This is a genomic window from Saccharothrix syringae (assembly GCF_009498035.1).
GTDB lineage: Bacteria > Actinomycetota > Actinomycetes > Mycobacteriales > Pseudonocardiaceae > Actinosynnema > Actinosynnema syringae.
Genome location: NZ_CP034550.1, coordinates 3265657 through 3279038, shown reverse-complemented (window position 1 = coordinate 3279038; position 13382 = coordinate 3265657). Strand labels below are relative to the sequence as shown.

The window sequence follows — 13382 nt, the reverse complement described above, 5'->3', positions numbered from 1 at the left end:
TCCGAACCGCGTCGTCAGTCCTTCTGGTCCTCGGGCTCCCCGCCTTCGTCGCCCTTCCCGCTCGCGGTGTCGCCGCCGTCCTTCCCGTCGACCTTGATGTCGAGCGGGTTGTCGGGGTTGAACAGGGTGGAGCCGTCCGCGCCGGTCGCCTCCCTGATGGAGGCGATGGTGTCCTTGATGCCCTCCCCCAGCTTCCCCGCGTCGATCTTGTTCAGCTCCTCGGTGGTCTCGTAGCTGTGCGCCAGCCTCTCCAGGTTCCGCGAGACCAGTTCGAGCGCTTCGTCGGCCTGCCCCAGGAAGTCCGATGTGGGGTTGACGAGCTTCGGCAGGTCGCCGATCAGCCGTTCGGCGTCGTAGAACAGCCCCGGCGCGATGGTGACGTGGGCCAGCTTGTGCCGTGCTTCCCGCAACAGCTCCTGGAGCGTGCGCAGGTTCGTCGCAACCGTCTTCAGCGCCTCGGTGCTGACCGAGGTCTTGCCGCCGCCCGTGCCGCCGTGGCGCGGCGGCGGGGGGATGCTGCTCTCCACGTCGGGCGAGGTGAGGTAGTCCACCTTGTCCGGTCCGGTGGTGAGGTTGTGCTCGCTGTTGTCCGGGTCCTGCGCGGACCCGAACTGGTTGGCGTCCTCTACCCGGTCGTAGTCGATGTGGCTGGTCTTCGGCATCTGGCCGTGGTCCTCTCGCGATCGAAGGTCCGGGACCCGCGACCGCGCCGGGTGATCCGCCCACCCGGCGCGGTCGCGCGGTCACCTGACGTGGTAGCCGCCGAAGGCGTTCACACCGGTGTGCTCGACCTTGAGGTAGCCGTTGGTGATGTTCGCCAAGGCGACCTCGGCCGAGTTCAGGCTGTGGGGCATCCGGTCCGCGGCGGCGTCCCACTTGGCCTTCGCGATCGTGTACTGGTCCTTGGACGGGCCGTCCCAGTCGCGGAGCGTGGTGAGGACCTGCTGGTGCATGCTCTCCAGCTCGGTCTTCAGCATCTTGGTGACGTCGGCCATCTGGTCACGGGCCTGGTCCGCGATCCGCTGGTCGAAGGTGTAGGTGGTCATGGTGGTGCTACCTCCGGTGGTTGTCGCGGTCCCGGTCAGATGCCCAGGCCGGGGCCGGTCGGGATGGAGTTGGCGATCGCCGTGTTGCTCTCTTCACCGCGGGTGGTCGTCGCCGCGTGCCCGTGCACCAGGTTGATCATCTCGTTGAGGGCGGTGGTGATGGTCTTGCAGTCCTCGAACCAGGCGTTCATGGAGGTGCGGTAGGCGTTGAACGCGTCGCCGCTCCACACGGTCCGCAGCACGTTGAGGGTGTCCTCGACGTGCTGCACGCCCTGCTCGGCCTTGGACATCGTGTTCTCGAAGTACCCGGCAGCGCGCAGCATGCCCGGCGTTGTGGTGGAGATGGGTTGGTTCACGAATTCCCCTTGGACGGCGTGCCACTGATGGGCGCCGAGCGGCGCTCCGGCGCGTGGCCCAGTCTCAGCAGGGGACCGTCGCCGGGGCAGGGGACGCGGCGCGGCGGTGCCCCAAAGTCGAGCGCGGAATGCCCGGACAGGCGAGGGGGCCGGGGCACCGCCCCGCACGCGGATGACAAGATGGTTGCGTCACCGTTTGAACCGGACACCAGGCCCGGGACTTGCGGTGGCCATGGACAGGACACCACCGATCGGAGGGAACCGTGGCCGAGGCCAGGACCTGCTCCCTGCGCGTCAAGGTCCTGGGTCCGCTGCGCGCGTGGCTGGGCGAACGCGAACTCGCGCTGGGGTCGAACCGGCAGCAGACCGTGCTCGCGGTCCTGGCGGCGCACCCCAACCGGCTGGTGTCGCAGCGCGCGCTGATCACGGGCGTGTGGGGTGGCGAGGCGCCGGCGAGCGCGTCGGGCAACCTGCACACCTACCTGTCGGGGCTGCGACGGGCGTTCGGACCGGCTCGGGACCTGCTGGTGTCCGGATCGGCCGGCTACTCGCTGCGCCTGGACCAGGGTGCGCTGGACAGCGCCCTGTTCGACCAGCTCCGGCTGGAGGCCGAGCAGCGGTACGCGGCGGGCGACCGGCGCGGCGCGGTGACGCTGCTGGACGAGGGCCTGGCGCTGTGGTCCGGGGAGGTGTACGCCGGGCTGCGCAGCCCGTTCACCGACCGGACCCGCCGCCGGCTGGAGGCGCTGCGCCTGGACGCCGTGCGGTTGCGCGCCCGCGCCCGGCTCGAACTGGGCGAGCACGCCGAGCTGGTCGCGGAGCTGACCGACCTGGTGCGGCAGCACCCCTTGGACGAGTCCGCCCACGAGCTGCTGATGCTCGCGCTGCACCGCGGCGGGCGGCGGGCGGAGGCCCTGGAGGTGTTCCACGCGGCCCGCCGGCTGCTGGCGGGCGAGGGCGCGAAGCCCGGCCGAACGCTGACCGACCTGCACCACCTGGTGCTGGCGGGTCCGGCCGAGCGGCGGCAGTCGCACCCGCTGCTGCGGGTTCCGCCGCCACGCGCCTCCCCACCGCCGACCGGTGTGCCGCTCGGCCGGGCCTCCGAGGTCGCCGTGCTGACCGGCGCGTTGGAGGGGGTGCTCTCGGGGCAGGGGCGGGCGGTGTGGGTCGAGGGCGAGGCGGGCATCGGCAAGACCGCGCTGCTGACCGCGGCGCTGGCGGGCGCGGAAGCCCGGTCCTGCCACCTGGCGTGGGCGGTGGCCGACGAGATGAACGGGCGCTTCCCGCTCCAGGTGGTGCTGGACGCGCTGGACGTGACCTCCACCTCGGCCGACCGGGAGCGGGCCGCGCTGGCCGCGCGGCTGCGGGAACCGGCGGCGCGCAACGAGTGGAACCGGACCGCGCCGGTGAACCGGCTGCTGGCGCACGTGGCCGGGCTGTGCGCCACCGCACCGCTGGTCCTGGTGGTCGACGACTTCCAGTGGGCCGACGACGCCACCCTGCTGTTCTGGGACCGGCTGATCGCCGCGACCGACACCCTGCCGCTGCTCCTGGTCTGCGCGACCCGACCGCCCGGCGGTCGCGACCGGCTGGTCACGCCCCGGCGCGGGGTGGTCGACGCCGACGGCCTGCTGCTGCCGCTGGCGCCCCTGCCCGCGGTGGAGGTCGAACGCGTGGTCGGCGCGGTGGTGGGCGCCTCGCGGGGCCCCGGGCTGCGCTCGCTGGCGTCGGTCGCGGCCGGCAACCCCGCCTACGCGGTGGAGATCGCCGAGCTGATGGCGCGCGACGGGCGCGTGCGAGTGGTGAACGGGTCCGCCGACGTGGACGACGGCGCGCTGGCCGATTCCCTGGGCGCGATGCGCGGCGGGGTGCACGACGTGGTGGCGGACCTGGCGGAGGACACCCGGGAGGTGCTGCGGTCGGCGGCGCTGCTCGGCATGCGGTTCGACGTCGCGGGCTTGGCCGCGGTGAGCGGGCGGTCGCCCGTGCGGCTGCTGCGCGCCCTGGACGAGGCGGCGGTGGCGCAACTCGTCGTCGAATCCGGCGATGACCTGGCATTCCGCCACCCGTACGTGCGGTGGGTGCTCTACGGACAGGTGCCGCAGCCCATGAAGGTCGCGCTGCACCGACAGGCCGCGGAGGCGCTGGCCTCCGCGAACGCCCCCGTGGAGCGGGTCGTGGAGCAGTTGGAGAACTCGGCGCTGGACGCCTGGGTGGTGCGCTGGGCGGCGGGGCACCACGAGCAGTTGGTGGAGCGGGTGCCGCACCAGGGCTCGGTGCTGCTGCGCAGGGTGCTGGACACCGGGCTGGTCGAGGGCGCGGAGCGGACGGCGCTGGTGATGGTGCTGCTGCGGACCGCGTTCCGGCTGGGCCTCGACGTGGAGGCACCGGCCGCCGAGGCGCTGAGCGGTGGCATCGGTCCCGAGGACGCCGCGGAGGCGCGGCACGTGCTGGCCCGGGACCGGCACCGGAGGGGCGACGTGCCGGGCGCCGTCGCCGTGCTGGAGGACGCGGTGCGGGCACCGGGCACGCCGGACGTGTGGCGCACCCGGCACGAGGCGCTGATCGCGGACGTGCGGCGCGGTGCCCTGGCCGACCTGGACGAGGCCGACGTGGTGTCGGAGCGGGCGCACGCCCGTGCCGTCGCGGCGGGCGAGATCAGGGCCGCGGCGTACGCGCTGCGGAACCGGTGGTTCGTCGCGTCGGTCCGCCGGGACCACGAACGGGCGCTGCGGCACGTGGACGACGCGCTGGCGCTGGTCGGGCACGACCGCGGGACCGCCGAAGCGCGCTGCGACCTGTTGGACCACCGGGCGTTCACGCTCCAGAACCTGGACCGCCTGGCCGAGGCCGAGGGTGCGCTGGCGGAGGCGCGGCAGGTGATCGGCCGGTACGGGTTGCCGTCCGGAGTGGAGGTGCCGCTGGCCGTCCAGCGCTACTGGACCGGTGCGTGGGACGGCGCGCTGGTGGAGCTGGGCGGGGTGAACTGCGACGCGCCCGGACTGACGTTCTACGGCATCCGGGAGGACGGGCCGGGCACGGTCCTGCTGCACGGGGTGTCCGCGCTCATCGCGCTGCGCCGGGACCAGTGGGCGAACGCGCTGGTGCACCTGGACGCGGCCCCCGCGCCCGTCGGCCTGGTCGGCGCGGAACGGGAGAGCGGCGACTTCCTGCTGTTCGCGACCGCGCTCGCGGCACGGCGGCGGGGCAGGCTCGACGAGGCGGTGCGGCTGCTGTCGTCGCTGCTGCGACCGGAGGAGGCGCCGATGCTGCTGCGCCACCAGTGGCTGCCCCACCTGGTGCGGCTGGCCCTGGAGGCGGGACGCCGGCCCGTGGCGCGGCAGGCGGTCGAGGCGTGCGAGGACGAGGCGGCCCGCGAGGTGGTCCCGGCGCGGGCGGTCCGGGCGGCGGCGCACTGCCGGGCGCTGGTGGCGGGTGACCCGCGGGCGCTGCTGGAGGTGGCCGCGCAACACCGGTCGGTCGGGCGCGTGGTGGAGCTGGCCGAGGCGTTGGAGGACGCGGCGGTCGCGCACGCGGTCCTCGGCGACCACCGGGCCGCCGAGGAGGTGTACGCGGAGGCGGCGGCCGGCTACCGGCGGTTGGACGCCCGCTGGGACCTGGCGCGGTCCCGGCAGCGGCTGGACCAGGCCATCGCGGTGGACCGGCCCACGCGTTGAGCCCCGGGCGCGCGGCCCCGGTCGGGCACGACCACCCTCGCCCGGGGCCGAGGCGGGTGGGGGTCGGGTCGGCGCCGGGCACGGCGGACGGGCGCGGTGGCCCCGCCCGCGGCCCGCAGCCGCGTCCCGGGGTGGCGGACCGGTTCCCCGACGACCGCGGGCTCCGCCGCGCGCCCGACCCGGGAACGCGCGCCGACATCGGCCTCGCCCGGCCCGGTGGTGCCGCGCGCCCGCCCCGCCGGCCGCGTGGACTCCACCGGGTCCGCGTCGGGGCGGCCCGCACCACCGCGACCGGGCCGTCGCGCGGCACCACCGGGCCGGGGTGCGACGCGAGCACGGCGTGCCGCACCACCGCACGTCAGCCCTGCGGGCCCGGCGGCGTGGCGAAGACCATCGGCCTGGTCGGCGCACCGACCTCCAGGTGCCAGCACTCGCCGCTGCCCGGCGAGGCGAGGACCGTCTCGAAGGCGTCGACCACGTCGGACACCTCCAGGATCGACATGCCCAACTCGTGGATGACACCGCGGAACCCGTCGATGATCGGGGTCTCCGCGAAGCCCGGGCACATCACGTTGATCCGGATGCCCTCGTGGGCGACCAGCGGCGCGTAGGACCGCACGTAGTTGACGACGGCCGCCTTGGTCGCCCCGTAGACCGGGTCGAACGGCACGGGCACCAGACCCGCCAAGCTGGCCATGGCGACGACGCTGCCGCCGCCGCGGGCCCTCAGCGCGGGCAGCACCGCCTCGATGCCGTAGACCACGCCGTCGAGGTTGGTGGCCACGACCCTGCGGTACCGCTCGGCGTCGAACCCGTCGCCACCGGTCACCACGCCCGCGTTCAGGACGGCGATGTCGAGGCCGCCGAACCGGGCCACCGCGGTCTCGGCGGCGGCCCGGCTGTCGGCCGGCACGCGCACGTCGCACTGGATGAACACGCCGTCGACCTCCTCGGCGACCGCCTCACCGCGCTCCGCGACGACATCGGCCACCACGATCCGCGCGCCACCGTCGGCCAGCCGCCGCGCGATCGCCGCACCGATGCCGTTCGCCGCGCCCGTGACCAGCGCGACCTTGCCCGGGTACTCGTTGCTTCCCATCGGGGTCTTCCTCCTCAGCGCTCCCTCGGAGCGGATGCTCACCGGTGCGGGGCCGTCCGGGCAAGCGCCGCCCGGCCAACGGCTCCCGGCGAACCGGCCCACCACTTCCACCCCGCCCACCACTTCATCCCGGCCCCCGCGCTCGACCGCCGCGGCGGGCGCCGGGAACCCCGTCCGGCCCGATCACACCGCCGCGGCGGGTCGACGCCCGGGTACCGGTTCACTCGATCAACCTGTCCCCCAGGACCTCGCGGAGGAACGCCAGGCTCCGCTCCGCCTCGTCCACCCGGCCGCACTCGACGCTGAGGAAGATCTCCCGGTCCAGCGGTTCCAGCACCTCGAAGACCCGCTCCCAGTCGACCTCGCCCTCACCGAGGGCGCACCCCACCGGCGTGCCCGTCACCAGGCCGCGCTCCCGCGCGCTGTGCTGGGTGCTGATGTCCTTGGCGTGCATGTGGACCACCCGGTCCTTGACCCGGTCCAGGCCCTCGTAGAGGTCCTCCAGGGCGGCCAGGTGGAAGTTGCCGGTGTCGAAGTTCACGTTGATCCACGGCGAGGGCGCCAGGTCGGCGATGGCCAACAGGCCCTTGGAGGTGCAGCTGAACGTGCCGTGCGGCTCGATGCACACGTTGACCCGGTGGCGCTCGGCGACCATGGCGGCCTTGGTCAAGGTGTAGCGCATCATCTGCCAGGCGAACTCGTCGTCCATCCACTCCGGCTTGATCATGTCGTCGGTGTTGACGAACTCCGCCCCGCACGCGGCGGCGAACACGATGGCCCTGGTGAGCCTGGGCACGGCGGCCTCGGGCTTCATCAGCGGGCTGTGGCCGCTGATGCCGGAGACGCGCACGCCCGCCCGGTCGCAGATCTCCTTCATCAGCAGCGGGTCCTCCTCCATGGAGAAGGAGTGGAAGAAGTCGACCTCGCTGAGCAGGTCCCACCCGGTGTGGACCATGGGCTCCACGTACCGGTAGCCCAACTCGGCGGCCTTCTCGACGCCCCAGCGGAAACCCTGGGCGGCGTCCTTGATGTACTCCATGTTCAGGGTGGCGCGGTAGCGGGCCATGGCTCAAACCCTTTCCTGCTCGATCTCGGTGGAGGTGGGCGCGGCGGAGGCGGGCGCGGCGGCGAACGAGGACCAGTGGGCGTGCATGGACGCGAGCGTGTCGTCCAGGCCGTGCCGCGGCTCCCAGCCCGGGTAGTGGCGGCGGAACTTGCGGGTGTCGGTGATCCAGCACTTCGCGTCGGTGAAGCGGGCGTGCGGCTCGTAGCGGACCGCCATGGGGCGGCCGGTGAGCTGCTCGCACCTGGCGATGGCCTCCAGGATCGAGGTACTGCGCTCCCGCCCGCCGCCGGCGTGGTAGACCGCGCCCGGCCTGGGCTCCAGGTGGTAGTGCCAGAACATGCGGACCAGGTCGCGGGCGTCGATGTTGTCCCGGACCTGCTTGCCGCCGTGGCCGAGGATCGTGTACTCGTTGCCGGCGACGGCGGTGCGCACCAGGTGCGACAGGAAGCCGTGCAGCGGGACGCCGGCGTGCCGGGGTCCGGTGATGTTGCTGCACCGGAACACGCCGACCTTCATGCCCAGGTGCCGGCCGTACTCCTGCGCGGCGAGGTCCGCGGAGAGCTTGGAGACGCCGAAGAACGTCCGGTCGGTGTTGTCCAGTTCCATCGACTCGTCGATGCCGGAGTGGTGGTACGGGTGGTCGGGGTGGATGTCCCAGCGGGTGTCCAACTCGACCAGGGGCAGGGTGTTGGGCTTGTCGCCGTAGACCTTGTTCGTGGAGGTCACGACGAAGGTGGCGTCGGGGCAGTGCCGGCGTGCGCCCTCCAGCATGTTGAGCGTGCCGACGGCGTTGATCCAGAAGTCGTCCAGGGTCCGCTCGGTGGCCCAGTCGTGGCTGGGTTGGCCGGCGGTGTGCACGATCAGCTCGACGTCGGTCCCGTACGTGGCCAGCACCTGGGCCACGAGCGAGTAGTCGCGGATGTCCACGTCGTGGTGGCGGTAGTTGGGGATGAAGGACATCTCGGCGACGTTCCCGCTGACGTCCCCACCCTCGCCGAACAACGCCCCGCGCATCCCGTTGTCCAAGCCGATTACGAGATCGAAACGCTCGCGAAAGAAACGCACGGCTTCCGTGCCGACAAGACCCGCGGCACCCGTCACGACAGCGATTTTCATCTCTTCGTCATCCCCTTTCCGAGGTGGCCAAACGATGCGCTCCGACCGCCCCGGTGACAACGACCGGACGGGGCGGTTTTGCCCGGCATCCCGCCTACGCTGCCCGTTCGGGCAAAGTCGCATCCCCACACGTCAACCCGCCCGAAGCCGCTTCAAGATCGTCTCGCGACCACGGTTGCGGACCTTCCCGCCGAGTGCGGGCGACAATTCGACGGACGAACGCCCGAACGCCGGCGACGAGCGAGGCGAACGCGCCGGGGCCACAAACCGGTCAACCACTCCGAAACCCCGTCTTCACATTTCGTTCATTGTCGTGAATTCCGGCGGGAGTTGCGCGAGCAGGCCGATCGACCACCGGTCCGTACGCGGCGGGCACCGGGCACCAGCGGGCCCGGCGCCCGTTCTCCCCCCGGGCACCGCCGCACCCCGGGCCGGGACCGCCAACCCGCCGGTAACCTCAAAGAAAGATCAAGACCCTCGTCCGGGAAGCTCAAGAAAAGATCAAAAAATGCGGGGAAGCAGCTTGGAATTCCCCCGTTCCCCCAGGTCGGGCCGCTTCTCCGGAGATCCTCTGAGCGCAGGAAGAACGGCTTCAGACCGACTGTGGCGCATCGGCACCACAGTCTGTCGCGGGATCGTTCGACGGTGGCGGGAGGCGGTAGTGGACAGGGTGAAGGTGACGGTCCAGGCAGGGGACCCGTTGAGCATGGCCGGTTTGCTGGAGCACCTCCGGCAGAACCCGGGTTTGGTGGTGTTGCCGGCGGAGCAGCGTCATCTGGCGGAGGTGGCCGTGGTGGCGGTGGACCGGTTGTCGGCGGAGGTGGTGGCGGGGATGCGGCGGGCGGCGACCGAGGTGGGGACGCCGGTGGTGTTGGTGGTGGGTGAGTTGGAGGAGTCGGAGTTGCCCACGGCGGTGGAGTGCCGGGTGGTGGCGGTGTTGCCCAGGGCGGTGGCCACCGCGGAGCGGTTGGTGCACGGTGTGGTGACGGCCGCGGCGGGTGACGGGGTGATGCCGCCGCATCTGGTGGGGGCGTTGATCAGGGACGTGGAGCGGTTGCAGCGGCAGTTGCTGGCCCTGGACGGTGTGGGGTCGCGGGACCGGTTGACCCCGCGTGAGGAGCAGGTGCTGCGGATGATGGCCGAGGGGTTGGACACGGCGGAGATCGCGGTGAGGCTGTCGTACTCGGAGCGGACGGTGAAGAACGTGATCTACGGGGTGACCACGCGGTTCAACCTGCGCAACCGGCCGCACGCGGTGGCCTACGCCGTCCGCGCCGGCCTGATCTGACCCCCACCACCCGAGGAGACAACCATGCGCACGAGCAGACCCGCGCGCCGTCGGCGTCCGGGCCCTGCCTGCGCCGGCACACCTCACCGCGACCGGCACCCGCGGCCTCGTCCACGCCCGGTCGGTCGCCACGCCGGACCACCACCTCAGCCGGCCACCCGCCCGGCGCGGGCCGCCGCGCGGCGGACGTCCCAGTGGGCGCCCAACCGCAGGTGCAGGTCCGTCGCCTCGCGCAACGCCGTCGCCGCCTGGTCGGCCCACCCCGCGCGGGCCAGCAGGACGGCGTGGTCCTCGGCGGCCTGCGCCAGTTCAAAGGCCCGGCCGACGGCGCGGTAGCGGCGCACGACCTCGGCCATGCCGTCCGGGTCGCCGTCGAGCAGGGCCCGGCAGCGCAGGGCCGCGGTCGCCGCCCGTGCCGGGCGGGTCTCCCGCGCGGCCTCCTCCTCGCACGCCTCGACGGCCGCGCGGGCGGTGGTCCGGTCGCCGTGGTCCAGGGCCAGCCGGACCAGGTCGGGCAGCCACTGGTGGCGCAGCATCATCTGCGCGTACCTCGCGTCCAGGATGGCCCGCAGGACCGCGATGGCCTCGGCGACCTCACCGCGCCGGGCGTGGGCCACCGCCCGCGCGGCCACCAGGAAGTCGCAGTTCTCCCGGTCGGCGGCCGTGGCCACCGGCAGGGTCGTGCCCGCCTCCAGGTGCCGGTCCAGCCCGGCCTGGTCGTCGCGGTGCGCGGCGATGAGGGCGCCCACGCCGTGCAACAGCAGGACGGGGCCGCCCTCGCGCAGGCCGAAGCCGGTGAACGCGGGGTCGTCGTCGAGCACGGCGGACAGCCGCGCGGTGGCGTCGTCCCAGCGCCCCAACCAGAAGTCGTGCACCGCGCCGGCCACCTGCACCCCGGCCGCGGGCGCGCCCTGGCCCGCGATCTCGGCGGCCAGGCGCAGGTCGGCGGTCGCGTCGTCGAGCCGGTCGAGGCACTGGAGCGTGAACGCCCGGTTGTCCAGCAGCACCAGCCGCAGGTCGGACAGGCCGGGTTCGGTGCCGACGACCTCCATCGCCCGGTCCAGGTGCACGACGGCCGCGGCGTAGTCGCGGCGCACCGCGTCGACCTGCCACAGCACCTCCAGCCCCTGGCCGATCGCGAACGGGTCACCGGCCGCCTCGCCCAGCCGGACGGCCTCGCGGGCGGTCTCGGCGGAGCGCTCGACCTCGCCGACGCCCGCCCGCTGCACCAGCGCCACCAGCGACACCAGCCGCGCCCGCCACGCCTCCGGCAGGGCCGGGTCCGCCAGCGCGTCGTCCAGGATCGCCAGCGCCTCCTCGGCGCGCGAGGCCCGGTAGGGCACGTAGGCGAGGATCCACCGGGTCTGCGCGGCCAGGTCCGGGTCGGCCAGCAGCGGCAGGGCGCGCCGCGCGCAGGACTCGGCCTCGGCGTCGCGGCCGATGCGGAACAGGGCGTTGGCCAGGTGCGCGATCAGCACCGCGCTGCGGGCCCGGTCGCCGAAGTCCACGTCCGGGTCGACCTCGCGGCGCAGCAGTTCCACCGCGACCAGCGGCGCGCGGTAGGTCAGCAGCGGCGCCGCGCCGACCAGCCAGTCCCCCACCCAGGGCGCGGAGCCGCGGCCGGCGAGGAGCTGCCCGGCGACGTGCTCGACCGGCGCGCCGGACCGCGCCAGCGCCTGGGCGGCCTGCTGGTGCAGCGCGACCCGCAGCGCCAGGGGCGTGTCCTCGTAGAGCGCCTGCCGGATCACCGGGTGGCGGAAGGCCAACCGCACCCCCGCGTCGCGCAGCACGCCCGCCGCGACGGCCTCGTCGACCGCGCCGACCACGCCCGTGACCGGTCTGCCCAGCACGGCGGCCAGGTCGTCCGCGGTGAACTCACCGCCGAGCAGGGCCGCCCAGCGCAGCACCTCGCGGGTCGCCTCGCCCAGGTAGCGCAGGCGGCCGGTGACCGCCGACACCAGCGACCGCGGCGCCCGGTCGAACGCACCGGCCGACACGTCCGCGGTGTCGGCCTCCAGCCGCACCACCCCGTCGCGGACCAGGGCGTCGGCGATCTCCCGCACGTAGAGGGGGTTGCCGGCGGCGCGTTCGGCGATCCGGCGCAGGCCCGGTCCGGCCGGGGCGCCGACCAGCCCGCCGATCATGCCCGCCACGGCGCGGTCGTCCAGGGGCGCGAGGTCGAGCAGCCGCCCCGCCGAGGACTCGACCTCGCGGCGCAGCCGCCGCACGTCCGCGCGGTGCGGCAGCGGCCGGGCCGCGCCCACCAGCAGCAGCGGCAGGCGCTCGGTCAGCCGCAGCAGGCGGTGCCAGAACACGACGCTCGCCTCGTCGGCCCACTGGAGGTCGTCCACGGCCAGGACCACCGGCCCCTCCTCGCACCACGCGCCGATCAGCGCCACCAGGTCGTCCAGGGCGGAGCCGACCGGGTCGCCGCCGCCCAGCAGGCCCCGGGCGGCCTGGTCGCCCCGCAGCGCCCGCCAGATCTCGGCACCGCGCGGGTCGGCCGAGCGCGCGGTGACGTCCAGGCACTCCAGGGCCGTCCCGAGCGGGAACCGGCGCCCCAGCTCCTCGGCCACGGCGTGGGCGAACCGGACCCCGAGCCGCCCGGCCCGTGCCAGGACCGCGGTGACCAGGCTCGACTTGCCGATGCCCAGCTCGCCCTCGACCCACAGCCGGCCGCCGCGCCCACCGGCGACGCCGCGCACCAGCTCCTCGACCGCCTCCAGCTCCGCCTCGCGGCCCGCGAGCACGGGCAGTGCCGGCGGAGGTGCGGTGCGGGTCGGCGGCGTGACCGGGGTGGTGCGGGCAGGCGGCCGGACCGGGACGGCGGTGCGGGGCGGGGTCGGGCTGGGCGCCAGCCCGTCGGCGATGCGGTCCCGCAGCCGGCGCAGCTCGGCGCTCGGCTCGATCCCGAGGCCGTCGACCAGGACGCGCCGCAGGTCGTCGTAGGTCTCCAGGGCCTCGGCCGCGCGCCCGCAGGCGTGCAGGGCCCGCATCAGCAGCCCGCGCGGGTGCTCGCGCGCCGGGTGCGCTGCGACCGTGGCCGCCAGCTCGTCCACCAGCCCGGCGTGGCGGCCCACCGCGAGCGCCGCCTCCGCCCGCAGCTCGGTGGTCACGATCCGCAGTTCGTCCAGCAGGAGCCGCTGCGCCTCGACGAACGGACCGGACGAGTCGGCCATGGCCTCGCCGCGCCACAGCCCCAGCGCCGCGTCCGCGGCCTCCAGCGCACCGCTCGGGTCCGCCTCCGCGAACCGCCGTCGCGCCACCTCGTGCAGCCGCGCGAACTCGGCGGCGTCCACCCCGGCGGGCGCGAGGTGCAGGCGGTAGCCGGAGCCGGTGGAGGTCAGCAGCCGCCAGGGCTCGCCACGGCGGTGCTCGGGCTCCAGGGCCCGGCGCAGCGCGGACACGTGGGTGTGCAGGTTGCCGACCGCGTGGGCCGGGGCGTCCGCACCCCACACGGCCGCGACCAGCTCATCGCGCAGGACCACCGAGTCGGCGCGCGACGCGAGGACGGCGAACACCGTGCGCGGCCGGGCCGACCCCAGGTCGACGACCCGCTCCCCCGCCCAGGCCCGCACCGGGCCGAGCAGTTGGACGCGCAACCCGTTCTCCGCACCGGACATCCGCAGCCGACCTTCCCCCGTCTCGACACGAGCGCCACCACGGTAGCCGCGCACCGGCCCGGCGAGATCGGCGGAGAGCCGTGCGGGGCCGCGACGGCAGTGCGGTAAGGG

9 protein-coding genes are annotated in these 13382 nt (G+C 74.3%); 2 read left to right on the top strand and 7 right to left on the bottom strand.

Going from position 1 to position 13382, the window contains the following annotated elements:
• Positions 1–14: 14 nt before the first annotated feature.
• The 3 genes from EKG83_RS14980 to EKG83_RS14970 form a co-directional block, all read right to left on the bottom strand.
• Positions 15–662, bottom strand: a complete 648-nt coding sequence (locus tag EKG83_RS14980) for a hypothetical protein (protein ID WP_033435327.1) — start codon at positions 660–662, stop codon at positions 15–17.
• An 81-nt stretch (positions 663–743) separates the two neighbouring features.
• Positions 744–1046, bottom strand: a complete 303-nt coding sequence (locus EKG83_RS14975; RefSeq protein ID WP_033435328.1) for a WXG100 family type VII secretion target — start codon at positions 1044–1046, stop codon at positions 744–746.
• Between the two features lie 35 nt (positions 1047–1081).
• On the bottom strand, positions 1082–1402 hold the full coding sequence (locus EKG83_RS14970; RefSeq protein ID WP_153278116.1) for a WXG100 family type VII secretion target: 321 nt from the start codon (positions 1400–1402) through the stop codon (positions 1082–1084).
• A gap of 263 nt (positions 1403–1665) precedes the next feature.
• On the opposite strand from EKG83_RS14970, the gene EKG83_RS14965 reads away from it, so the two are divergent.
• Positions 1666–5079: a BTAD domain-containing putative transcriptional regulator gene (locus EKG83_RS14965; protein ID WP_033435330.1), complete on the top strand. Its 3414-nt coding sequence runs from the start codon at positions 1666–1668 to the stop codon at positions 5077–5079.
• A 358-nt stretch (positions 5080–5437) separates the two neighbouring features.
• On the opposite strand, the gene EKG83_RS14960 is transcribed toward EKG83_RS14965, so the two are convergent.
• From EKG83_RS14960 to EKG83_RS14950, 3 genes are all read right to left on the bottom strand, one after another.
• On the bottom strand, positions 5438–6178 hold the full coding sequence (locus tag EKG83_RS14960) for an SDR family NAD(P)-dependent oxidoreductase (RefSeq protein ID WP_033435331.1): 741 nt from the start codon (positions 6176–6178) through the stop codon (positions 5438–5440).
• A gap of 220 nt (positions 6179–6398) precedes the next feature.
• Complete coding sequence (locus EKG83_RS14955; protein ID WP_033435332.1) at positions 6399–7244, bottom strand: sugar phosphate isomerase/epimerase family protein; 846 nt, start codon at positions 7242–7244, stop codon at positions 6399–6401.
• 3 nt (positions 7245–7247) lie between these two features.
• Positions 7248–8360: an NAD-dependent epimerase/dehydratase family protein gene (locus EKG83_RS14950; protein ID WP_084717131.1), complete on the bottom strand. Its 1113-nt coding sequence runs from the start codon at positions 8358–8360 to the stop codon at positions 7248–7250.
• 676 nt (positions 8361–9036) lie between these two features.
• Here EKG83_RS14950 and EKG83_RS14945 point away from each other — a divergent pair.
• The gene (locus EKG83_RS14945; protein WP_322746672.1) at positions 9037–9648 is read left to right on the top strand and encodes a helix-turn-helix transcriptional regulator; all 612 of its coding nucleotides are present in this window, start codon (positions 9037–9039) and stop codon (positions 9646–9648) included.
• 146 nt (positions 9649–9794) lie between these two features.
• On the opposite strand, the gene EKG83_RS14940 is transcribed toward EKG83_RS14945, so the two are convergent.
• Positions 9795–13271 (bottom strand): BTAD domain-containing putative transcriptional regulator, encoded by a 3477-nt coding sequence (locus EKG83_RS14940; protein WP_153278114.1) that lies wholly within the window; start codon positions 13269–13271, stop codon positions 9795–9797.
• Between the last annotated feature and the right edge of the window lie 111 nt (positions 13272–13382).

Excerpts from the sequence above, each read along its gene's own strand:
- EKG83_RS14980 (WP_033435327.1), bottom strand. The coding sequence starts at position 662 with ATGCCGAAGACCAGCCACATCGACTACGACCGGGTAGAGGACGCCAAC.
- EKG83_RS14975 (WP_033435328.1), bottom strand. The coding sequence starts at position 1,046 with ATGACCACCTACACCTTCGACCAGCGGATCGCGGACCAGGCCCGTGAC.
- EKG83_RS14960 (WP_033435331.1), bottom strand. The coding sequence starts at position 6,178 with ATGGGAAGCAACGAGTACCCGGGCAAGGTCGCGCTGGTCACGGGCGCG.
- EKG83_RS14955 (WP_033435332.1), bottom strand. The coding sequence starts at position 7,244 with ATGGCCCGCTACCGCGCCACCCTGAACATGGAGTACATCAAGGACGCC.
- EKG83_RS14950 (WP_084717131.1), bottom strand. The coding sequence starts at position 8,360 with ATGAAAATCGCTGTCGTGACGGGTGCCGCGGGTCTTGTCGGCACGGAA.
- EKG83_RS14940 (WP_153278114.1), bottom strand. The coding sequence starts at position 13,271 with ATGTCCGGTGCGGAGAACGGGTTGCGCGTCCAACTGCTCGGCCCGGTG.